Origin of the sequence: Pseudomonas sp. NPDC089396, from assembly GCF_044749545.1 — a bacterium.
Taxonomy (GTDB): domain Bacteria; phylum Pseudomonadota; class Gammaproteobacteria; order Pseudomonadales; family Pseudomonadaceae; genus Aquipseudomonas.
The window spans coordinates 384,971-406,171 of the sequence record NZ_JBIVIC010000005.1 but is presented as its reverse complement, the minus strand read 5'-3'; the positions used below and the strand labels follow the sequence as shown (position 1 = coordinate 406,171).

At 65.6% G+C, this 21,201-nt stretch carries 19 protein-coding genes and 1 pseudogene; 15 read left to right on the top strand and 5 right to left on the bottom strand.

Annotated elements, in window-relative coordinates; translation table 11 throughout:
* Positions 1-24: 24 nt before the first annotated feature.
* From ACIPZB_RS12150 to cobG, 5 genes are all read right to left on the bottom strand, one after another.
* Positions 25-714 carry a hypothetical protein gene (locus tag ACIPZB_RS12150; RefSeq protein ID WP_400640377.1) on the bottom strand — a complete coding sequence of 230 codons (690 nt, stop codon included), beginning with the start codon at positions 712-714 and terminating at the stop codon, positions 25-27.
* A gap of 100 nt (positions 715-814) precedes the next feature.
* Positions 815-2,506, bottom strand: coding sequence for a precorrin-3B C(17)-methyltransferase (gene cobJ, locus ACIPZB_RS12145; RefSeq protein ID WP_400640376.1), 1,692 nt, complete (start codon positions 2,504-2,506; stop codon positions 815-817).
* Between the two features lie 2 nt (positions 2,507-2,508).
* A complete protein-coding gene (locus ACIPZB_RS12140; protein WP_400640375.1) occupies positions 2,509-3,240 on the bottom strand; it encodes a precorrin-2 C(20)-methyltransferase in 732 nt (243 codons plus the stop codon).
* Positions 3,240-3,866 (bottom strand): precorrin-8X methylmutase, encoded by a 627-nt coding sequence (locus tag ACIPZB_RS12135; RefSeq protein WP_400640374.1) that lies wholly within the window; start codon positions 3,864-3,866, stop codon positions 3,240-3,242. Before ACIPZB_RS12135 ends, ACIPZB_RS12140 begins: the two co-directional genes overlap by 1 nt.
* Positions 3,859-5,190 (bottom strand): precorrin-3B synthase, encoded by a 1,332-nt coding sequence (gene cobG / locus ACIPZB_RS12130; protein ID WP_400640373.1) that lies wholly within the window; start codon positions 5,188-5,190, stop codon positions 3,859-3,861. Before cobG ends, ACIPZB_RS12135 begins: the two co-directional genes overlap by 8 nt.
* Positions 5,191-5,292: 102 nt before the next feature.
* On the opposite strand from cobG, the gene cbiE reads away from it, so the two are divergent.
* The 15 genes and pseudogenes from cbiE to urtD all read left to right on the top strand — a co-directional run bounded on the left by cbiE (position 5,293) and on the right by urtD (position 21,092).
* Positions 5,293-6,504: a precorrin-6y C5,15-methyltransferase (decarboxylating) subunit CbiE gene (gene cbiE, locus ACIPZB_RS12125; protein ID WP_400640425.1), complete on the top strand. Its 1,212-nt coding sequence runs from the start codon at positions 5,293-5,295 to the stop codon at positions 6,502-6,504.
* Positions 6,497-7,591 (top strand): cobalt-precorrin-5B (C(1))-methyltransferase, encoded by a 1,095-nt coding sequence (locus tag ACIPZB_RS12120; protein WP_400640372.1) that lies wholly within the window; start codon positions 6,497-6,499, stop codon positions 7,589-7,591. Before cbiE ends, ACIPZB_RS12120 begins: the two co-directional genes overlap by 8 nt.
* On the top strand, positions 7,588-8,304 hold the full coding sequence (locus ACIPZB_RS12115; protein WP_400640371.1) for a cobalt-precorrin-6A reductase: 717 nt from the start codon (positions 7,588-7,590) through the stop codon (positions 8,302-8,304). Before ACIPZB_RS12120 ends, ACIPZB_RS12115 begins: the two co-directional genes overlap by 4 nt.
* A gap of 152 nt (positions 8,305-8,456) precedes the next feature.
* On the top strand, positions 8,457-8,894 hold the full coding sequence (locus ACIPZB_RS12110) for an NfeD family protein (RefSeq protein WP_400640370.1): 438 nt from the start codon (positions 8,457-8,459) through the stop codon (positions 8,892-8,894).
* A gap of 27 nt (positions 8,895-8,921) precedes the next feature.
* Positions 8,922-9,173: pseudogene (locus tag ACIPZB_RS12105) on the top strand (SPFH domain-containing protein); the annotation flags it as partial.
* A gap of 257 nt (positions 9,174-9,430) precedes the next feature.
* On the top strand, positions 9,431-9,820 hold the full coding sequence (locus ACIPZB_RS12100; protein WP_400640369.1) for a DUF2946 domain-containing protein: 390 nt from the start codon (positions 9,431-9,433) through the stop codon (positions 9,818-9,820).
* A 48-nt stretch (positions 9,821-9,868) separates the two neighbouring features.
* Positions 9,869-10,354, top strand: a complete 486-nt coding sequence (locus ACIPZB_RS12095) for a copper chaperone PCu(A)C (protein ID WP_400640368.1) — start codon at positions 9,869-9,871, stop codon at positions 10,352-10,354.
* 25 nt (positions 10,355-10,379) lie between these two features.
* Positions 10,380-10,811, top strand: a complete 432-nt coding sequence (locus ACIPZB_RS12090; protein WP_400640367.1) for a DUF2946 domain-containing protein — start codon at positions 10,380-10,382, stop codon at positions 10,809-10,811.
* 65 nt (positions 10,812-10,876) lie between these two features.
* Complete coding sequence (locus tag ACIPZB_RS12085) at positions 10,877-12,943, top strand: TonB-dependent copper receptor (RefSeq protein WP_400640366.1); 2,067 nt, start codon at positions 10,877-10,879, stop codon at positions 12,941-12,943.
* Positions 12,944-13,001: 58 nt separating this feature from the next.
* Positions 13,002-14,369, top strand: coding sequence for a PepSY-associated TM helix domain-containing protein (locus ACIPZB_RS12080; protein WP_400640365.1), 1,368 nt, complete (start codon positions 13,002-13,004; stop codon positions 14,367-14,369).
* A 220-nt stretch (positions 14,370-14,589) separates the two neighbouring features.
* Positions 14,590-15,990 (top strand): D-serine/D-alanine/glycine transporter, encoded by a 1,401-nt coding sequence (gene cycA, locus ACIPZB_RS12075; protein ID WP_400640364.1) that lies wholly within the window; start codon positions 14,590-14,592, stop codon positions 15,988-15,990.
* Between the two features lie 287 nt (positions 15,991-16,277).
* The gene (gene urtA, locus ACIPZB_RS12070) at positions 16,278-17,543 is read left to right on the top strand and encodes an urea ABC transporter substrate-binding protein (RefSeq protein WP_400640363.1); all 1,266 of its coding nucleotides are present in this window, start codon (positions 16,278-16,280) and stop codon (positions 17,541-17,543) included.
* A gap of 128 nt (positions 17,544-17,671) precedes the next feature.
* Positions 17,672-19,159: an urea ABC transporter permease subunit UrtB gene (urtB, locus tag ACIPZB_RS12065; RefSeq protein WP_400640362.1), complete on the top strand. Its 1,488-nt coding sequence runs from the start codon at positions 17,672-17,674 to the stop codon at positions 19,157-19,159.
* Positions 19,159-20,238, top strand: coding sequence for an urea ABC transporter permease subunit UrtC (urtC, locus tag ACIPZB_RS12060; RefSeq protein WP_400640361.1), 1,080 nt, complete (start codon positions 19,159-19,161; stop codon positions 20,236-20,238). The genes urtB and urtC overlap by 1 nt, the downstream gene beginning before the upstream one ends.
* On the top strand, positions 20,235-21,092 hold the full coding sequence (urtD, locus tag ACIPZB_RS12055; protein ID WP_400640360.1) for an urea ABC transporter ATP-binding protein UrtD: 858 nt from the start codon (positions 20,235-20,237) through the stop codon (positions 21,090-21,092). The genes urtC and urtD overlap by 4 nt, the downstream gene beginning before the upstream one ends.
* Positions 21,093-21,201 lie beyond the last annotated feature (109 nt).

Below are 21,201 nucleotides of genomic sequence, written 5' to 3'. Positions count from 1 at the left end.
GGGGCCCTGAAGCCCCGTTCAATGTCAGATCTCGTATTCGCTTGGCGCCTGGATAGCCTTGTCGACAAGCTTCTGCTCGATCGATGCACGTACCGCGTCGGTGTACACCACTTCGTTGAAGCTGAGCACGACCGAACCGCAATAACGGTCCTTGCTCGCGCTCTTCCACTCGAACACCAGGGTGTTCAAGTCGTTTTCGCTCGGTGAAGCACTGAACGCGTTCACCAGCATGAACAGTTCGCCCTCGGGCGTTTCGATGCAGGCCGCCAGGCCCGTGGTCGACACAGGGTGCCCTTTGACGTTCTGCTTGTAGACCTCCTGAGCTTCGGTGATACCGCCCAGCGCTTTCAGGCCATCGCCGATCAGCTTGGTAATGGCCTGGCCAACCGGGCCACCGAGCAATGCCTGGCCCGCGGCGCTGGCGACTTTGAAGGCAATAGGTCCCAGGGTCAGCGATCGGCTTTGGTCATAGTCACGCTCGTAGGAGCGCTTGCCCACCACCCAGCCGCAGGTGCGCATCACTTCCAGGAACTTGTTGAACCAGGCCTCGGACTCGCCATCACGGTCGTGCAGCTTGGAAGCCACGCGAGACGCGAACTGGAATGTCGTCTTGGCATCGCGGCGGTTTTGCGCGGAGATACCTGCGCTGAGCGCCAGGAGGGATTGTTCGACGACGGCAATGCTATCGCCACTGACAGGGTTTTGATCGGTCATTTGCAGAGTACCTTGAAGGCCCCGACGGGTATCGTCGAGGGGCCCTCACCCTATGCTGCAAACGACCGAGGAGCAGGCCTGAGCCGTTTCCCTCAGCGCCTCACCCGGCAGTCGGGTACCAACGCGGCGTGTACACCCACTGCGTGCCATCGGCTCTAGGGAATTGGCAGGTCGTGGAAGACCCCAGCAAGACCATGGTGCGCATGTCGACCATGTCCGGTACCAGCTCGGCCAAAGACACGACCTTGAGCGTCTGCCCAGGCCTACCGATATCTCGGCCAAGTACTACAGGCGTGCTGCCACCGCGATGCTGTCGCACAATCTCGATGGCGCGCCCCAGCTGCCAAGGCCGTGACCGGGAAATCGGGTTGTAGAACGCCAGGACAAGATCGGCCTGAGCCGCCAGGTCCAGACGCTGCTCGATGACCGACCAGGGCTTCAGGTTGTCCGACAGCGACATCACGCAGAAATCATGCCCCAGCGGTGCACCCGCCTGGGCAGCGGTCGCCAGCGAAGCCGAGACCCCTGGCAGGATCTCCAGATCGACACGGTGCCAGGCCGGGTCATCGGACGCGTGCAGCGCTTCGAGTACAGCGGCCGCCATGGCGAACACGCCCGGATCCCCGGACGATACCACCACCACCGAACGGCCTTGGGCAGCCAGCTCAAAGGCGTGGCGAGCGCGCTGCATCTCTTCTCGGTTGTCAGTGCAATGCAGCACCTGGTCATCGCGGAACGGGCCAGCCATGCGCACGTAGGTCTCATAGCCCAGCACATCTTCAGCGCGTGCCAGCTCTGCCTTGACCGCGGGCACCATCAGGTCGGCGGCACCCGGGCCAAGCCCGATCACCGCCAGGCGACCGCGGCGGCGACCGACCTGCGTCACGTCGACAGGCGACGGTGCCACGGCAATGACGATCCCTGCCTGCTCGACCAGCGTCGCCCCAGGCAGGCTTTCGGCCAGCATGCTGGCCAATCCGCAAGGCACTGGCGCAAAGCGCAGACCGACGCCAAGTGCCTCGGCTGCCTCATGCAGCGATGGCTCCGCCATCAAGGCTTCATCCGCCAGCAGGCAGGCCAGCGCCTGCTCGGCCAAGTCTGCATCGCGCAAGGCAGTGCGCACCTGCGCCAGCAGTTCGGGCCCTGCGGTGGCAACCGCCAGCACCAGCGAGCGGCGGTGAATCAGCAACTCGTCACGGCGGGTCGGGCGTGCCTCACAGCCGACATGGATGGTGCGCTGCGCACTGTCACTGGCCGGCAACTGAGCTTGCTGCAACCAAGGGGCATCACCTTCTATGCGTACCGCCTCACCCGCCAGCAGGTCGGAGACAAACCGCTTGCCCTGGTCGAGGTCCGCCAGCGCGTACCCCTCGGGCGGGTTCAGCAGGCAGGTGCCGAAGCGCAGCTCACCACTGGTGGTGATCGCTGCCGCCACGCCCAGTGCCTCGCCGATTTCGCGAGCCATCACGTTGACGCCACTGAGGCCGCCCAGCAAAGGCACCACGGCGCTGCCGTCCTCGGCAACCGCCAGCACCGGCGGCTCCTCACCCTTTTCACCCAGCAGGCTGGCCAGGCTGCGGATGACGATGCCTGCCGCGCACAACGCAATGATCGGCCTACCCTGCTGATACAGGGCACGCAGGGTGTCGCCAAACGCCTCGTAATACGCGTCGGCACCCTCGACCCGGCCATTCAAGCCATGGATCGTGGACGCTGGATAGCACTGCTGGATATGTTGCGCCGTGGTCAGGCTGCCAGGCCCGAGGATGATAATCGCCGGGGCTTCGTGCATGCTCATCCCTGCCATTTTTCACCCGGCACGATGATCAGCGAGAAGTAAGGTGAAGACTGCGGATCGACCTGGTCCAGCGGGACGATCTTCTGGTTGGCCATGGTCGCGCGCTCCACATACAGCGCACGCCCATCGAGCCCCAGCTCACCGAGCACCTGACGCACTTTGGGGAAGTTGCGGCCCAGCTTCATGATCACCGCCGCGTCGGCGTCGGCGAGTCGTCGCTTGAGTTCTTCAGCAGGCAGCACGCCTGACAGCACCGACAGGCTCTGGTTGCGGTAGACCAGCGGCGCACCCAGCACCGAAGCGCCGCCCAGCATCGAGCACACGCCCGGGACCACTTCGGCATCAAAACGCTGTGCCAGCCGGTCATGCAGGTACATGTAGGAGCCGTAGAAGAACGGGTCACCCTCGCAGATCACCGCCACGTCGCGGCCGGCATCCAGGTGTTCGGCCACTTGAACGCTGGCTTCATCGTAGAAATCGCTGATGACCTGCTCGTAGGACAACGGTGCCGGCAACACCTCGGTGGTCACCGGGTACACCAGCGGCAGCAGCGTTTGCTCGGCCTGCAGATGCGCCTCGATGATGCCAAAGGCATTGCCACGCTTGCCCTTGGCTACGAAATAGGCGACCACCGGGGCCTCGCGCAGCAAGCGCAAGGCTTTGACGGTGATCAGTTCAGGGTCGCCGGGGCCCACGCCCAGGCCCAGCAGACGTCCGCGCGGCGCCATCATTCCACCTCCGTGGCCAGGGCGTTGACCGCCGCTGCGGCCATCGCGCTGCCGCCCAGGCGGCCTTGCATGATCACAAACGGCACGCCACGGCTGTCGGCGGCGAGCATGGCCTTGGACTCCGCCGCGCCGACGAAGCCGACCGGGAAGCCGAGGATCAGCGCAGGTTTCGGTGCGCCCGCATCAATCATTTCCAGCAGGTAGAACAGGGCGGTCGGCGCGTTGCCGATCACCACCACGCTGCCTTGAAGGTGCGGCCGCCACAATTCCAGGGCCACGGCGGAGCGGGTGTTGCCGGCGTCCTTGGCCAGGTCCGGGACGCTGGGGTCGCGCAGGGTGCAGATCACCTGGTTGTTCGCCGGCAGGCGCGCACGGGTGATGCCTTCGGCGACCATGTGCGCGTCGCAGAGGATCGGCGCACCGTTGGCCAGGGCTTCACGCCCGGCACGGCCGGCACCTTCGGAGAACTGCAGGCCGTCGATGGCCTCGACCATGCCGCAGGCATGGATGACGCGCACGGCCAGCTTCTCCAGGTCTGCGGGGATCCGCTCGAGTCGGGCTTCCTCGCGGATGATCCGGAAGGAATTGCGATAGATCTCCTGACCATCGCGGATGTAGTCAATCATCAAGGTGCTCCGTCGGCAGGGCGAGCATGGCGCCTGCTTCGTTCAAGGTGAGGTCGGTGGCGCGCAGGGCACCGAAGCCCGGTTGGCGCGCGTCACGCAGATAGAGGTCGTAGCGGCCCGGCGAGCGGGCCAGCAGGGTAGCCGGGGCGACATGGGCCACGGCACAGGATCGGGAGCAGCCAGACAGGTGGACACTGGCGGGGGCACCGCTACGCAACAGGGCTGAAAGCGTTACCGCATCGGCCTTGGTCTCGCCATGCGCCTTGACGCAGCCGCTGGCGCCGGTGCAGGCGACGATGCGGGCCAGCGGCTCATGACTGTGGCAGAGCAGGCCCAGGGCCGACAGCGCTCGCTGGGCCAGCTCGATGCCGGCGGGGTCGATGTTGGTCAGCATCAGGCTCTGCCAGGGGGTCAAGCGCAGGCTACCGTCACCCCACTCCCGGGTGATGCGCGCGGCGCCGCGCAACATCTCGGGCGTAAGCCGGCCGAGCGGCGGTGCAACGCCCAGGGCTGTGCCCTGCTGCTGAGGCACGACGCCGAGCCACGGACTGTCTGCGGCTTCGCGGCGCCACTGCAGCACAGCCGCATCGCGACGCAGCGGCACTTCGAGCCCCGCGACGAATGTTTCAACTGCGCAGCCTGCCAGCAACTGGCGCATGCGTGACTGCTCCGGGCTGGCCAGGTCGAGGAAGCGCCCGAGCACCGCACGCACCAGCGCCGGCCCCTGCTCCAGCGGCACCGCGCCCAGCACCTGGCCGTCGGCCGGGCAACCGGCCAGGCCGAACGCCAGCCAAACACGCTGCTCCAGGCGCAGCGCGCAAAGCCAAAGATCATGAGGATGTTCGAGCATCGCCAGGCCTTCGCCGCCGTCCACTTGCACGGCGAACTTGGCCGACAGCTGGTGGAAGCGTGGCGTGCCTTGCAGCATGTCGAGCACTTGCTCGGCCAACGGCCGCACATCCAGCACCATCGCTGGGTCGTACCCGGCCAAGGGGCTGAGCATCAGGTTGCGCACATCGTCGCTGGCAGCGTCACGCGGGCCGAGGCCGGCCGCCAGCAAGGTGTCTATCAACCCTGCATGATCGGTGCCGATACCGCGTACCTGCAGGTTGGCGCGGTTGGTCGCTTCGATCACGCCCGAGGCATAACGCTCGGCGGCGTCTGCCACGGCATCGGCCTGGTCGGCCAACAGCAGGCCACCGGGCAGCTTGATACGGCAGATGCCGCCATCACGGGCACTGACGATGCGCCACAACCCCGGACAGGCCGAGGGACGGGGCGAAACGGTGGGGGCATGGGCCTGCTTCAAAGGGGTGTCCGGCAAATCGCTGAAAATGCGCTTGAGTGTAGAAGGCGCGGTATTATGCCTGCTTTGTCCGGCGGCATGAAAAGCCGGTGGTCGAGCATGATGGGCGGATTGGATCAGATGGCACCCTGGCTGACAGTAATAGGCATTGGCGAAGACGGTTTCAGTGGCTTGGGCAAGCAGGCTCGACGCGCCTTGCTGGGCGCCTCGCGGATCATCGGCAGCCCGCGCCAGCTGGCCTTGCTGCCGCGCTGCATCAGCGGCGCACGGCAAGACTGGCCCAGCCCGTTCTCCCTGGCCCCGGTGCTGGCGCTGCGCGGTGAACCCGTGTGCGTACTGGCCAGTGGCGACCCAATGTTCTACGGCGTCGGTGCCAGTTTGGCGCGGCACGTGCCAGCCACGGAAATGCACGTGCTGTCGATGCCCTCCTCCTGCGCTCTGGCCGCCGCCCGCCTGGGCTGGCCGTTGCAGGAGGTGCAGGTGGTGTCGGTGGTGGCGCGGCCACTGGCAGCGCTCAACGCCCACCTGCACAGCGGCATGCGTCTGCTGGTGCTGAGCAATGATGGCGACAGCCCCGCCGCTATCGCCGCGCAGCTGCGCGAGCGCGGCTTCGGGCCGAGCCGCCTGCATGTACTCGAACACCTGGGTGGCCCGGAGGAGCGCCAGCTGTCGGGCAGCGCCGACGATTGGCCCTGCCCGCCAGTGGCCGCGCTCAACCTGGTCGCCATCGAGTGCCAGGCCACGCCAGATGCGCCACGTCTGGCACGCGTGCCCGGCCTGTCGGACAGCGCCTTCCGTCACGACGGCCAACTGACCAAGCGCGACGTGCGCGCTATTACCCTCGCCCGCCTGGCCCCTCAACCGGGTGAGCTGCTGTGGGACGTCGGCGCCGGTTGCGGCTCGATCGGCATCGAATGGATGCGCGCCCACCCCGCCTGCCGTGCCCTGGCGATCGAAGCCGACGAAGGCCGCCAGGGTTTCATCGAACACAACCGCGACGCCCTGGGCGTTCCCGGTTTGCAACTGGTTCGCGGCAAGGCGCCTGAGGCCTTGGCCGAGCTGGAGCGCCCGGATGCGATCTTCATCGGCGGCGGCGTCACCCGCGAAGGGGTACTGCCGCTGTGCTGGGAACGCTTGCGCCCCGGCGGTCGCCTGGTGGCCAATGCGGTGACCCTGCAAAGCGAACTGGCACTGGCGCATTTCCGTGAGCAGCATGGTGGCGAACTGACCCGCATCCATGTTGCCCAAGCCCAGCCCCTGGGCGCCTTCGATACCTGGCGCCAGGCCCTGCCGATCACCTTGCTCGACGTGGTGAAGCCGCTCGATGCGTGAAGAAACCCGCGAACAACCGGCCCCGCTGCGCAGCGGCCTGACCACCGGCAGCTGCGCCACCGCCACCAGCCTGGCCGCAGCGCGCCTGCTGCTCACTGGCCAGGTCAATGACGCCGTGAGCATCACCCTGCCCAAGGGCAAGGTGGTGCAGATGCGCCTGGAATTTTGCCGCCGCGACGACGACCGCGCCGAAGCAGGCACGCTCAAAGATGCCGGCGACGACCCGGATGTCACCCATGGCGCACTGCTCTACAGCCAGGTGCGCCTGGTGGCTGAACCCGGTGTGCGGTTCGTCGCAGGCCTGGGTGTCGGCACGGTAACCCGGCCTGGCCTGGTGCTGGCCGTGGGTGAACCCGCGATCAACCCGGTGCCCCGGCGCATGATCAGCGAACACCTGCAGCAACTGGCCGATGACTGCGCCTACCTGGGCGGCTTCGAGGTCACGGTGAATGTGCAAGACGGCGAGCAACTCGCGCTCAAGACCATGAACCCGCGCCTGGGCATTCTCGGCGGCCTGTCGATTCTGGGCACCAGCGGTATCGTGCGGCCCTTCTCGTGCTCGGCCTACATCGCCTCGATCCACCAAGGCATCGACGTGGCCCACACCAATGGCTACACCCATATCGCCGCCTGTACCGGCAATGCCAGCGAAGACACCATGCGGCGGGTCTACGGCCTGCCGGAAATCGCCCTGATCGAGATGGGCGACTTCGTCGGTGCGGTGCTCAAGCACGTGCGCAAGGTGCCGGTGTCGCGCCTGACCCTGTGCGGCGGCTTCGGCAAGATCAGCAAGCTGGCCGCCGGGCACATGGACCTGCACAGCCGCCATTCGAGCATCGACCTGCCGCAACTGGCCGGCTGGGCAGCGGACGTGGGCGCCGATGCCGAGCTGCAGGCGGCGATCATTGCCGCCAACACCAGCCAGCAGGCCCTGGCGCTGGCCCACGCGGCCGGTGTCGCCCTGGGCGATGCGGTCTGCGCCCATGCGCTCGCCTTCGCCCGCAGCGTGGTGCCGGCGCAGGTGCAGGTAGAAGTGTTCGCCATCGACCGCCAGGGCGGCATCGTCGGCAAGGCCGGTGTGCAATGAGCCGGCGCATCCTGCTGCTCGGTGGCGTCACCGAGGCCTTGGCCATCGCCCGCCAGCTTGGGCCCGAGCATGTCTACAGCCTGGCCGGCATCGGCCGCGTGCCGCAGGACCTGGCCTGCCAGGTGCGGGTCGGTGGCTATGGCGGGGCCGAAGGCCTGGCCCGCTACCTGCGTGAAGCAGGCATCACGCTGCTGATCGACGCCACCCACCCCTACGCCGCGCAGATCAGCCGCAATGCCGCCACCGCTGCCCGAGCCGTCGGTATCCCGTGCTGGGCCTTGCGCCGCCCGGCCTGGCAGGCCCAGCCTGGTGACGACTGGCGCGAGGTGGATGACTGGGTGGGGCTGATCGACGCGCTCAAGCCGTTTCGGCGGCCACTGTTCACCTTGGGGCGCGAGCCGCTGCAACACCTTGACGAGATTCCGTCGGGGCAGTTCTGGACGTTGCGGGCGTTGGAGGCCTGCCCTGGGAATGACCGCTGCGAGGTGATCGGGGCGCGAGGGCCATTTCAGCTCGAAGATGAGCAGGCATTGTTCGCTCGCCGGCAGATCGATGTGCTGGTCAGCAAGAACAGCGGCAGCGTGGCGACTGAGCCGAAGCTTGAGGTGGCAAGAGCGCTTGGCGTTCCGGTGCTGATCTTGAAGCGCCCGGTTCTTCCTGGCGTAGACCGTGAGTATCTGTCTTCGGAAGAATTGATGGGCGCGCTCGCTTGATGCATGGCGTGAGCGGTGTATCGCCCTCGAGATCGAGCGCCGACCCACTCAGAAATCCAGACCATTCCTACAGCTAACTCCAACTTGCCTGAATAGCCTTCCTTTCCCGCCTACCTAAACTCGAGCCCCCTCCTCTGGTAGGCGTCACCCATATGGAAATGCAATGGTGGATCTGGCTGGTCTTCGGCATCGGCCTGATCCTGCTCGAACTGGTCCTGCCCACGTTCTTCATCATCTGGTTCGGCATCGGTGCCGTGCTGGTCTCGCTTATCGCACTGGCCGCCCCCAGCCTGCACCTGGACATGCAGGTGCTGCTGTGGGCGCTGTTCTCCTCGGGCACCACATTGCTCTGGTTCAAGCTGCTCAAGCGCAAGCAGCCGGACGTGCGCTGGACCGCCGACAGCGTGATCGGTGAGGTCGGGATGCTGGTCCACAGCGTTTCGCAATTCGAGAAGGGCCGTGTGCGTTTCCAGAAGCCGATCCTCGGCAACGAGGAATGGGTCTGCGTCGCTGCCGGCGACATCCCCTCCGGCGAGCGTGTGCGGCTCGTCGCCATCGAAGGCAATACCGCCCGGGTCATCCGGGCCTGATTCCGCCATTAAAAGGAAGTAAGCATCATGACCAGCCTCATCGTCGTAGCTGTCCTCGCCCTGTTCGTCCTGATCACCGTGTTCAAGGGGGTGCGTATCGTGCCCCAGGGCGAGGAATGGATCGTCGAGCGCCTGGGCCGCTACCACAGCACCCTCAAGCCCGGCCTGAACATCGTCATTCCGTACATGGACGTGGTCGCGTACCGCCTGCCGACCAAGGACATCATCCTCGATGTGCAAGAGCAGGAAATCATCACCCGCGACAACGCGGTGATCGTGGGTGCCATGGAGAATCTGGCCGGTAGCAGCAATGCCAAGGTGGTGGTGTTGCCGGCGGATCTGCAGGAGACGGTGCGTGGGCTGATGGGGCGTAGTAAGGCTTGATAGAGGTTGAGGCCCAATCGCCGGCAAGCCGGCGATTGGGCTGCGCAGCAGCCCCAGATAACACCACCTACCTGCGTCACTTCACCGCACCCCGCATTTTTACCTATACTCCGCCTTACAATACCCGCCACGATTCCTGACCGGATCTCTCCATGCCCCCACGTCGGCACATCGCCTGGATAGCCTGCTTCGCAGTGCTGTTCAACCTGCTGGCCATGCCGCTGTCCACCGCCGCGCCCAAGGGCCCGGCCGAGCAGCTGCTGTGGGGGGCTTTCTGTTCCAGCCTGGCCGGCAAGGCCAAGGTCGACGTACAAGCCTTGGCCAAGATCGACCTCGGCACGCAAAGCGACGACCATTCCAACATGCAGCACTGCTGGTGCTGCTCCGGCGCCGCGCCGCTGCTGGCCCTGCCAGGCTACCCGCCACAGCTGCACAACCCACCCACGCTGTCGGTCGGCCATGCGCCAGCGCCCCCCCACTACCAAGCGACGCCGCGCCAGCTATGGCCCGCGCTCAACCCCCGTGCCTCTCCCCTGGTCTGAGTTCATCACGCTGTCTGCCTGAACCCGAACAGAATGGAGACTCACCCAATGCTCAAGCAAGCTCTCGTAGTGGCCGCCTTGCTGCTGCCCGGCGCCTTCGCCAATGCCCATGAATACACCGTGGGCGACCTGCACATCGCGCACCCCTGGTCGCTGCAACTGCCACCCAATGCGCCCAACGTCGCCGCGTATTTCATCGTGCACAACAACGGCAAGGTCGATGATCGCCTGCTCAGCGTCGACAGCCCGATCACCGCTGACGCACAACTGCACGAACACAGCATGACCGCCAGCGGCACCATGAAGATGCAGCAGGTGCCCAGCGTGGTGGTGCCGGCCGGCAAGGAGGTGGTCTTCGCCCCCAGCGCCTACCACGTGATGCTCATGCAGCCCAAGGACCGCAGCCTGCTCAGCGACGGCAAGCGCTTCCCGCTGACCCTGCACTTCGAGAAGGCCGGCGACATCACGGTCGATGTCGCCGTGCAGAAGCAGCCGCCAGCGGACCAGCCCCAAGGCCACGAACATGCGCACTGACCGCTAGCTGACAGGTGCTCGCACCATGAGCCTGCCGCGCAACCGCCTCAGCCGTACCACCCGCCCTGATCGCAGGCGCGTCGGCGGCGGCTGGCTGAGCCTGTTCGCCATGTGGATGATCTTCATCGGCCCGCTGGTTTCCCAGTCGATGCCGATGGACCACCACGCCGGCATGAGCATGCCGATGGACATGGCGATGCCGGCCAGCCATCAGCATGGCGGCGACGCGCATCCTGGCCATGGAGACGATGGCCAACTGCATGTGATGTGGGAAAAGTGCGGCTACTGCAGCCTGTTGTTCAACTGCCCCGCCTTACCGCAAACCCTCAGCCCGCTCAGTGCGGCCAGCGTTACCCCCGCCACCCTCAATCCCGCGTCCACTCACCAGGGCCATGCCCGGCAGGCCGTGTTCCCCGGTGCGCGCAGCCGCGCGCCGCCGCCTTCGATCAGCGTCTGAAACCACCATTGCTGCACGGAGCCAGGAAGCTTCGCGCTCACTCATGACTGATCGACGGAAATCTTATGTCCGGCTGTACCCCTGCTTTTGCCTATGCATTCAAAGGCACACTCGCCGCCCTGTGCGGCTCGCTGCTCGCGCCCATGGCCCTGGCCGCCGACTCTGGCCACGAAGGCCATGAGCACGACCTGGCCGAGCTGAGCCCGACGGTGATCACCGCCCTTGCGCCCAGCTCGCCGCTGACCGTGGTCACCAACCCGAAAGACCCGCGCCAGCCCGTGCCGGCCAGCGATGGCGCCGACTACCTCAAGACCATCCCCGGCTTCTCGGCGATTCGCGCCGGCGGCACCAACGGCGACCCGGTGCTGCGCGGCATGTTCGGTTCGCGCCTGAACATCCTCACCAACGGCGGCGTGATGCTCGGTGCCTGCCCCAACCGCATGGATGCGCCGACGTCCTACATTTCGCCGGAGACGTACGACCGCCTCACCGTGATCAAAGGCCCGCAAAGCGTGATCTGGGGCCCCGGTGGCTCGGCCGGGACCGTCCTCTTCGAACGTGAACCGGAAAAGTTCGGCCCCCTCGGCAGCCGGGTCAACGCCAGCCTGCTGGCGGGCTCCAATGGCCGCTTCGACAAGCTGCTCGATGCCGCCGCCGGCAACAGCCAGGGCTACGCCCGCTTTGTCGGCAACCAGTCGCACTCGGACGATTACCAGGATGGCAGCGGCGACACCGTGCCCTCGCGCTGGGACAAATGGAACGGCGATGTGGCCCTGGGCTGGACCCCCGACCAGGACACCCTGCTGGAGCTCACCGCCGGCAAGGGTGACGGCGAAGCGCGCTACGCCGGGCGCGGCATGGACGGTGCACAGTTCAAGCGCGAAAGCCTGGGCCTGCGCTTCGAGAAGTCCAACCTGGGCGAGGTGCTCGACAAGGTCGAGGCGCAGGTCTACTACAACTACGCCGACCACGTGATGGACAACTACACCCTGCGTACCCCGTCAGGCATGGGCATGATGGCCGGGCCAATGGCCACCGCCGTCGACCGCCGCACGCTGGGCGCGCGCATCAAAGCCACCTGGCGCTGGGCCGATGTACAACTGATCAGCGGCATCGACGCGCAGACCAACGAGCACCGTGCACGCAGCGCAAAAGGTGTCGACGCCTACAAGGAAAAGCCTTGGACAAAGGACGCCGACTTCCACAACTACGGGGCGTTCGGTGAGCTCACCTGGTATGCCAGCGGCCAGGATCGCCTGATCACCGGTGCCCGCCTGGACCGTGCTTCGGCCCGGGACTTCCGTGATGACAGCCCCACCAACGGCGACACCCGCGCCGATACCCTGCCAAGCGGGTTCGTGCGCTACGAGCACGACCTCGCAGCCCTCTCCGCCACCACCTACATCGGCCTCGGCCATGCCCAGCGCTTCCCTGACTACTGGGAGCTGTTCTCGCCCAAGCTGGCCCCGCCTGGCGCTGCCAACGCCTTCGACGGCATCAAGCCGGAGAAGACCACCCAGCTCGACTTCGGCATCCAGTACCGCGACGAGCGCCTGGAAGCCTGGGCCTCGGGTTACGTCGGGCAGATCCGCGACTACATCCTGTTCGACTACCACACCGGCATGATGGGCATGAGCACCTCCCAGGCGCAGAACATCGATGCCCGCATCATAGGCGGCGAACTGGGTGCCGCCTACAAGCTGACGGAAAACTGGAAGACCGATGCGACGCTCGCCTACGCTTGGGGCAAGAACAGCAGTGATGGCAAAGCGCTACCCCAGATGCCCCCCTTGGAAAGCCGCCTGGGCCTGACCTACAGCCGCGACACCTGGAGTGCCGGGGCACTGTGGCGGCTGGTCGCGGCGCAAAACCGCATTGCCGAGAACCAGGGCAACGTGGTCGGCAAGGACTACGACAAGAGCGCCGGCTTCGGCGTGTTCTCGCTCAACGGCACCTACAAGGTGAACCACAACCTCAAGCTCAGCGCAGGGGTCGACAACCTGTTCGACAAGACCTACGCCGAGCACCTGAACCTGGCCGGGAATGCCGGGTTCGGCTACCCGGCCACTGATCCACAGCCGGTGAACGAGCCAGGCAGGACCTTCTGGACCAAGGTCGATTTGAGCTTCTGACAACAACAATGGGCGCGGTCACGGTCGCGCCCCTCAGCTGGTCAAACAGGAGGTTCCCATGAGCGGAACACGCGTTTCCTTCTACAACCTGGCCTGGCGCTGGCATTTCTATGCCGGACTGTTCGTGGCCCCTTTCATGATCCTGCTGGCGATCACCGGGATCATCTATCTGTTCAAGCCGCAGCTCGACCCGCTGCTGTACCGCGACCTGATGGTGGTCGAAGCCGGGCATCATCGACAGGGCGCGGACCTGATGCTGGCCGAAGTGCGCCAGGCGTACCCCAAGGGCCATGTGGGCCAGTACCTGCCGCCGATCGATGCCGAGCGCAGCGCGCAGTTCGTGGTGCATGACGGTGGGCGCGAACTGAATGTGTTCGTCGACCCGTACAGCGGCAAGATCCTCGGCGAGCAGGACGCCAAGCAGAACCTGCAGGCCATCGCCCGCGCCTTGCACGGCGAGGTGATGGTCGGCACGGTCGGCGACCGCCTGGTGGAACTGGCTGCCGGCTGGGGCATCGTGCTGGTGGTGTCCGGCCTCTACCTGTGGTGGCCGCGGGGGCGCAACGGCGCTGGCGTGCTATGGCCTCGCATCGGGGCGAAAGGTCGAGTGTTCTGGCGCGACCTGCATGCCGTCACCGGTTTCTGGGGCTCGGCCCTGCTGTTGCTGATGCTGATCAGCGGCATGACCTGGACCGGGCTGTGGGGCAAGCAGTACGCCGACTTGTGGAACCGCTTCCCGGCGGCCATGTGGAATGACGTGCCCAAGTCCGATCAGCAGGCCGGTGAGCTGAACAAGGCCCACCGCCAGACCGTGCCGTGGGCGCTGGAAAACACGCCCATGCCGCAATCCGGCGCGCATGCCGAACATGCCGGGCATCACCCGATGTCGGACATGCCGGCAGCGCCACAGGTGACCCTGCAGCAGGTGGAGGATGTGGCCACCGAGCGCCAGGTCGAGGCGGGATACAGCATCACCCTGCCAACCACGGCCGACGGCGTCTTCACCATCGCCGTGTTCGCCGACGACCCGCGCAACGACGCCACCCTGCATGTCGACCAGTACACCGGCAAGGTGCTGACCGACGTGCGCTGGCAAGACTACAGCCCGGTTGCCCAGGCGACCGAACTGGGTGTGATGCTGCACGAAGGCAAGATGTTCGGCGCGCTGAACCAGATCATCATCCTGCTGGTGTGCCTGATGATCCTGCTGGGTTCGGTGAGCGGGCTGGTGATGTGGTGGAAGCGCCGGCCGGAAGGTGGCCTGGGCGTGCCGCCGCTGCGCCATGACCTGCCGCGCTGGAAGATGGCGGTGGGGGTGATGCTGGTGCTCGGGGTGATGTTCCCGCTGGTGGGGGTGTCGATGGTGGTGATGTGGGTGGTGGACTGTCTGGTGGTGCGGCGGCGCCGGGTGCTGGTTAGCGCTTGAGGGCCTTGGGGCTGCTTTGCAGCCCTTTCGCGACGCAAGGCCGCTCCTACAGAGGACCACGTACTACTGTAGGAGCGGCCTTGTGTCGCGAAAGGGCCGCAAAGCGGCCCCCTGCCCTGCACCCTGATTGTCGTGTCGATCTGTCGCGCCCCGATTTGGGACGCTCGTGTTAGCCTACTCGGCTTTCAGAAAAAGACTGACCCTCAATGGAATGCAGCCAATGACCCCGACCCCTCCCGCTGAAGACCAGCATCTGCAGCGCAACCTGACCAACCGCCATATCCAACTGATCGCCATCGGTGGCGCCATCGGCACCGGCCTGTTCATGGGCTCGGGCAAGACCATCAGCCTGGCGGGGCCGTCGATCATCTTCGTCTACATGATCATCGGCTTCATGCTGTTCTTCGTCATGCGCGCCATGGGCGAACTGCTGCTGTCGAACCTCAACTACAAGTCGTTCATCGACTTCTCCGCCGACCTGCTCGGCCCCTGGGCCGGATACTTCACCGGCTGGACCTACTGGTTCTGCTGGGTGGTCACCGGCATTGCCGACGTGGTGGCGATCGCCGCCTACACGCAGTTCTGGTACCCCGACCTGCCGCAGTGGATACCGGCGCTGACCTGCGTAGCACTGCTGCTGTCGCTGAACCTGGTCACCGTGAAGATGTTCGGTGAACTGGAGTTCTGGTTCGCCCTGATCAAGATCGTCGCCATCCTCGGCCTGGTCGCCACCGGCCTGTACATGGTCATCACCGGCTTCGATTCGCCGAGCGGGCACACCGCGCAGCTGGCCAACCTGTGGAATGACGGCGGCATGTTCCCCAATGGCCTGATGGGCTTCTTCGCCGGCTTCCAGATTGCCGTGTTCGCCTTCGTCGGCATCGAGCTGGTCGGCACCACCGCCGCCGAGGCGAAGAACCCCGAGCGCACCCTGCCACGGGCTATCAACTCGATCCCAGTGCGGATCATCGTGTTCTATGTGCTGGCACTGATCGCGATCATGGCCGTGACCCCGTGGCGCGACGTGGTACCGGGCAAGAGCCCGTTCGTCGAGCTGTTCGTGTTGGCCGGCCTGCCGGCAGCGGCGAGCATCATCAACTTCGTGGTCCTCACCTCGGCAGCCTCGTCGGCCAACAGCGGGGTGTTTTCCACCAGCCGCATGCTTTTCGGCCTGTCGCAGGAAGGCGATGCGCCCAAGGCATTCGAGAAACTCTCGTCACGCAGCGTGCCGGCCAACGGTCTGTACTTCTCCTGCGCCTGCCTGTTGCTCGGCGCGGTATTGATCTACCTGGTGCCCAACGTGGTCGAAGCGTTCACCCTGGTCACCACGGTGTCGGCGGTGCTGTTCATGTTCGTCTGGACGCTGATCCTGCTGTCGTACCTGAAGTACCGCAAGCACCGCGCGGCGTTGCATCAGGCGTCGAAGTACAAGATGCCGGGCGGGCGTTTCATGTGCTACGTGTGCCTGGTGTTCTTCGCCTTCATTCTGGTGTTGCTGAGCCTTGAAGACGACACCCGTGCGGCGCTGCTGGTGACGCCGATCTGGTTCGTGCTGCTGGCGGTGACTTATCAGTTTGTGCGCAGCAAGCGGCATCCGCGCACGGCTGTGCGTAACGGTTGATTTTGCAAGGGGCTGCTTTGCAGCCCGATCGCCGGCAAGCCGGCTCCCACAGGGATTGCATTGTTCTTGAGAGCAACGCGGTACCTGTGGGAGCTGGCTTGCCAGCGATGGGCTGCGCAGCGGCCCCATTCCTGTGCACCCCAGATTGCCAGGCACCAACCTGGCCCTCGCCAACGCCCCAACACCTCGCACAACCCCTCTACTGCGCCCCTTTCGCCATTCGGCACACCCCTTGCAACGCCCCTCCCGCTGGCCAACACCCTAAAAAAACTCAGCGGAGAGAGCACATGAAGCGTCGCAGTCTGATCAAGGCCTTTACCCTCAGCGCATCGATCGCGGCGATGGGCCTGAGCTGGAGTATCCAGGCCGCCGAGACCATCAAGGTTGGCATCCTGCATTCGCTGTCCGGGACCATGGCGATCTCCGAGACTTCGCTCAAGGACATGGCGCTGATGACCATCGACGAGATCAACGCCAAGGGCGGGGTCAACGGCAAGCTGCTGGAGCCGGTGGTGGTCGATCCAGCCTCCAACTGGCCGCTGTTCGCCGAAAAAAGCCGCCAGCTGCTGACCCAGGACAAAGTTGCGGTGGTGTTCGGCTGCTGGACTTCGGTATCGCGCAAATCAGTGCTGCCGGTGTTCGAGGAACTCAACGGCCTGCTGTTCTATCCGGTGCAATACGAAGGCGAAGAGATGTCGCCGAACGTGTTCTACACCGGCGCCGCCCCCAACCAACAGGCAATCCCCGCCGTCGAGTACCTGATGAGCGAAGACGGCGGCAGCGCCAAGCGCTTCTTCCTGCTCGGCACCGACTACGTGTACCCGCGCACCACCAACAAGATCCTGCGCGCCTTCTTGCACAGCAAGGGCGTGGCCGACAAGGACATCGAAGAGGTCTACACGCCGTTCGGCCACGCCGATTACCAAACCATCGTCGCCAACATCAAGAAGTTCTCCGCTGGCGGCAAGACCGCGGTCATCTCCACCGTCAACGGCGACTCCAACGTGCCGTTCTACAAGGAACTGGCCAACCAGGGCCTGAAGGCCACCGACGTGCCGGTGGTGGCGTTCTCGGTGGGTGAAGAGGAGCTGCGCGGCATCGACACCAAGCCGCTGGTGGGCCACCTGGCGGCGTGGAACTACTTCGAATCGGTGGATAACCCGGTAAACCAGAAGTTCGTCGCCGACTGGAAGGCCTACGCCAAGGCCAAGGGCCTGCCGGGCGCCGACAAGGCAGTGACCAATGACCCGATGGAGGCCACCTATGTGGGCATCCACATGTGGGCGCAGGCGGCGGAAAAAGCCAAGTCCACGGAGGTCGACAAGGTCCGCGAAGCGCTGGCCGGGCAGAGTTTCAAGGCACCGTCGGGCTTTACCCTGACCATGGACAAGACCAACCACCACCTGCACAAGCCGGTGATGATCGGTGAGATCCAGGATGACGGGCAGTTCAGTGTGGTCTGGGAGACCGAGCAGCCATTGCGGGCGCAGCCGTGGAGCCCGTTCATTCCGGGCAACGACAAGCGGCCCGATTACGCGGTGAAAGGTAACTGAGTGCATTGGGGCTGCTGCGCAGCCCAATCGCTGGCAAGCCAGCTCCCACAGGGTCCGAGAACCCCACCGAACCTGTGGGAGCCGGCTTGCCGGCGATGAATCCACCGCCGATTCCCAGGATTGCCCGCATGCTCAAACTGTTGCTCACCCTGCTCCTCTTGCTGCCCCTGGCAACCCAGGCCAGCGAAGGCGAATTCTTCCTCACCGCCAAGCCCGCCGAGCAGGCCACCCTGCTCGAAAGCTGGGCGGCGCAACCCGACCCGGCCCGCCTGCCGCTGCTGGAAAACCTGCGCCAAGGCCGCATCGCCGAGAACGACACCCGCAAGCTGCGCCTGAACAACCGCCTGCGCGGCCTGATCGACAACGCCCTGGCCAGCCACCAGTTGCTCAGCGACAACAGCGACACGCGCCTGGCCGCCGCCCAGCACCTGCAAAAGAGCGCGCAACCGGCACAGATGGCGTTCCTCGACCGACGCTTCGCCAGCGAGCCGGACGCCGCCGTGCATGCCGCCCTCGGCCTGGCCTTGGCCAACCTGCAACTGGGCGCCAGCGAACCTGCGGTGCGCCTGGCAGCCGTGCGCCTGCTCGGCGAAACCGGTGACCCGCTGGCCCGCACGCGCCTTGAAGCCCTGCTTCAGCAAGGCGCGGAAACCGACACAGGCGTGCGCACCGCCGCCGAAACCAGCCTGGCCCAGGTCAAGCGCAAACTGTTGTTCGGCGAACTGCTCGGGCAGGCCTTCAGCGGCCTGTCGCTGGGCTCGATCCTGCTGCTGGCAGCGCTAGGCCTGGCGATCACCTTCGGCCTGCTGGGGGTGATCAACATGGCCCACGGCGAGATGCTCATGCTCGGTGCCTACAGCACCTACATGGTCCAAGTGCTGCTGCAGCGCTACGCACCTGGCGCCATCGAGTTCTACCCGCTGATCGCCCTGCCGGTGGCCTTCGCCGTCAGCGCCGGGGTCGGCATGGCGCTGGAGCGCACGGTGATCCGCCACCTCTATGGCCGTCCGCTGGAAACCCTGCTGGCGACCTGGGGCATCAGCCTGATCCTGATCCAGGCCATCCGCCTGCTGTTCGGCGCGCAGAACGTCGAGGTGAGCAACCCGGCCTGGCTGTCCGGCGGTATCCAGCTACTGCCCAACCTGGTGCTGCCGTACAACCGCCTGGTGATCATCGGTTTCGCCCTGGCCGTGGTACTGCTCACCTGGCTGCTGCTCAACCGCACGCGGCTGGGCCTGAACGTGCGCGCGGTCACCCAGAACCGCAACATGGCGGCCTGCTGCGGCGTGCCCACCGGGCGCGTCGACATGCTTGCCTTCGGTCTCGGCTCGGGTATCGCCGGGCTAGGCGGCGTGGCCCTGAGCCAGGTCGGCAACGTCGGCCCGGACCTGGGCCAGAGCTACATCATCGACTCGTTCCTGGTGGTGGTGCTCGGCGGCGTCGGGCAACTGGCCGGCAGCCTCTGGGCGGCCTTCGGCCTTGGCATCGCCAACAAGCTGCTGGAGCCGCAGATCGGCGCCGTGCTTGGCAAGATCCTCATCCTTGCGTTGATCATTCTGTTCATCCAGAAGCGCCCGCAAGGCCTGTTCGCCCTCAAGGGACGGGTAATCGACTGATGAACCAGCCACTGCTTGTCACCGCTTCACAAAAAGCCGGCCCACGCGTGACGCTGGCCATCGTCGCTGTCGCCGCCCTGCTGTTGCTGGCCCTGGCGCTGCTGTCGCTGTTGCCGGCAGGCCATGCGCTGCAGGTGTCGGCCTACACCCTGACGCTGGTCGGCAAGATCCTCTGCTACGCCATCGTCGCCCTGGCCCTGGACCTGGTCTGGGGGTATGCCGGGCTGTTGTCGCTGGGCCACGGCCTGTTCTTCGCCCTGGGTGGCTACGCCATGGGCATGTACCTGATGCGCCAGGCGGCCGGCGATGGGTTGCCGGGGTTCATGACCTTCCTGTCGTGGAGCGAATTGCCCTGGTACTGGGCCGGCACCCAGCACTTTGCCTGGGCCATGTGCCTGGTGGTGCTGGCGCCTGGCTTGCTGGCGCTGGTGTTCGGCTTCTTCGCCTTCCGTTCGCGGATCAAGGGCGTGTACTTCTCGATCATGACCCAGGCCCTGACCTTCGCCGGCATGCTCTTGTTCTTTCGCAATGAAACGGGCTTTGGCGGCAACAACGGCTTCACCAGTTTTCGCACCATCCTCGGCTTCGACATTGCCGCCCAGGGCACACGGGCGGTGCTGTTCCTGCTCACGGTAGGCTTGCTGCTGGCCAGCCTGTACCTGTGCTGGCGCCTGACCATGAGCAAGTTCGGCCGCCTGCTCACCGCCGTGCGCGACGCCGAGAACCGCCTGATGTTCTGCGGCTACGACCCACGCGGCTTCAAGCTGCTGGTGTGGGTGCTCAGCGCCGTGCTGTGCGGCCTGGCAGGGGCGCTGTATGTGCCGCAGGTCGGCATCATCAACCCCAGCGAAATGTCGCCGACCAACTCCATTGAAGCCGCCGTGTGGGTGGCCCTGGGCGGTCGCGGCACGCTGATCGGCCCGCTGCTCGGCGCCGGCCTGGTCAACGGCATGAAGAGCTGGTTCACGGTGGCCTTCCCGGAGTTCTGGCTGTTCTTCCTCGGCGCGCTGTTCATCCTCGTCACCCTGTACCTGCCCAAAGGCGTGGTCGGCCTGCTGAAGAAAAGGAGCCAGCCATGAGAGGCGTCCCCCCAGTGCACCCCGAGTTCATGCTCGAACCGGTCTTCGATCACCTGGGCGCCGGCCGCGATGCCATTGGCCTGGGCAGCCGCCGCGCGGCAGGCCTGGACACGCGCCATGGCACGGTACTGAGCCTTGAAGGCATCAGCGTCAGCTTCGATGGCTTCAAGGCGCTCAACGCGCTGAACCTGTACATCGGCGTCGGCGAACTGCGCTGCATCATCGGCCCAAACGGCGCCGGCAAGACCACGATGATGGACGTGATCACCGGCAAGACCCGTCCCGACACGGGCAGCGCGTTTTTTGGCGACACCCTCGACCTGACCCGCATGAGCGAATTCCAGATCGCCCAGGCCGGCATCGGTCGCAAGTTCCAGAAGCCCACGGTGTTCGAAGCGCTGACGGTGTTCGAGAACCTTGAGCTGGCACTGAAGACCGACAAGTCGGTGTGGGCCAGCCTGGCCGCGCGCTTGAACGGCGAGCAACGCGCGCGCATCGAGCAGGTGTTGACCACGCTACGCCTGCTGCCCCTGGCCCAACGCCAGGCCGGCCTGCTGTCCCACGGGCAGAAGCAGTTCCTGGAAATCGGCATGCTGCTGGTGCAGGAACCGCAATTGCTGTTGCTCGACGAGCCCGTGGCGGGCATGACCGATGCCGAGACCGAATTCACCGCCGAGTTGTTCAAGGGGCTGGCCGGCAAGCACTCGCTGATGGTGGTGGAGCATGACATGGGGTTCGTCGGCAGCATCGCCGACCATGTGACCGTGCTGCACCAGGGCAGTGTGCTGGCGGAGGGGTCGCTGGAGCAGGTGCAGGCGGATGAGCGGGTGGTCGAGGTCTATCTGGGCCGATGAATTCTTGTGTCTGTACTGGCCTCATCGCCGGCAAGCCGGCTCCCACACCGATCTCCAGGGCTGCGGGATCCTTGTGGGAGCCGGCTTGCCGGCGATGAGGCCGGTGCAG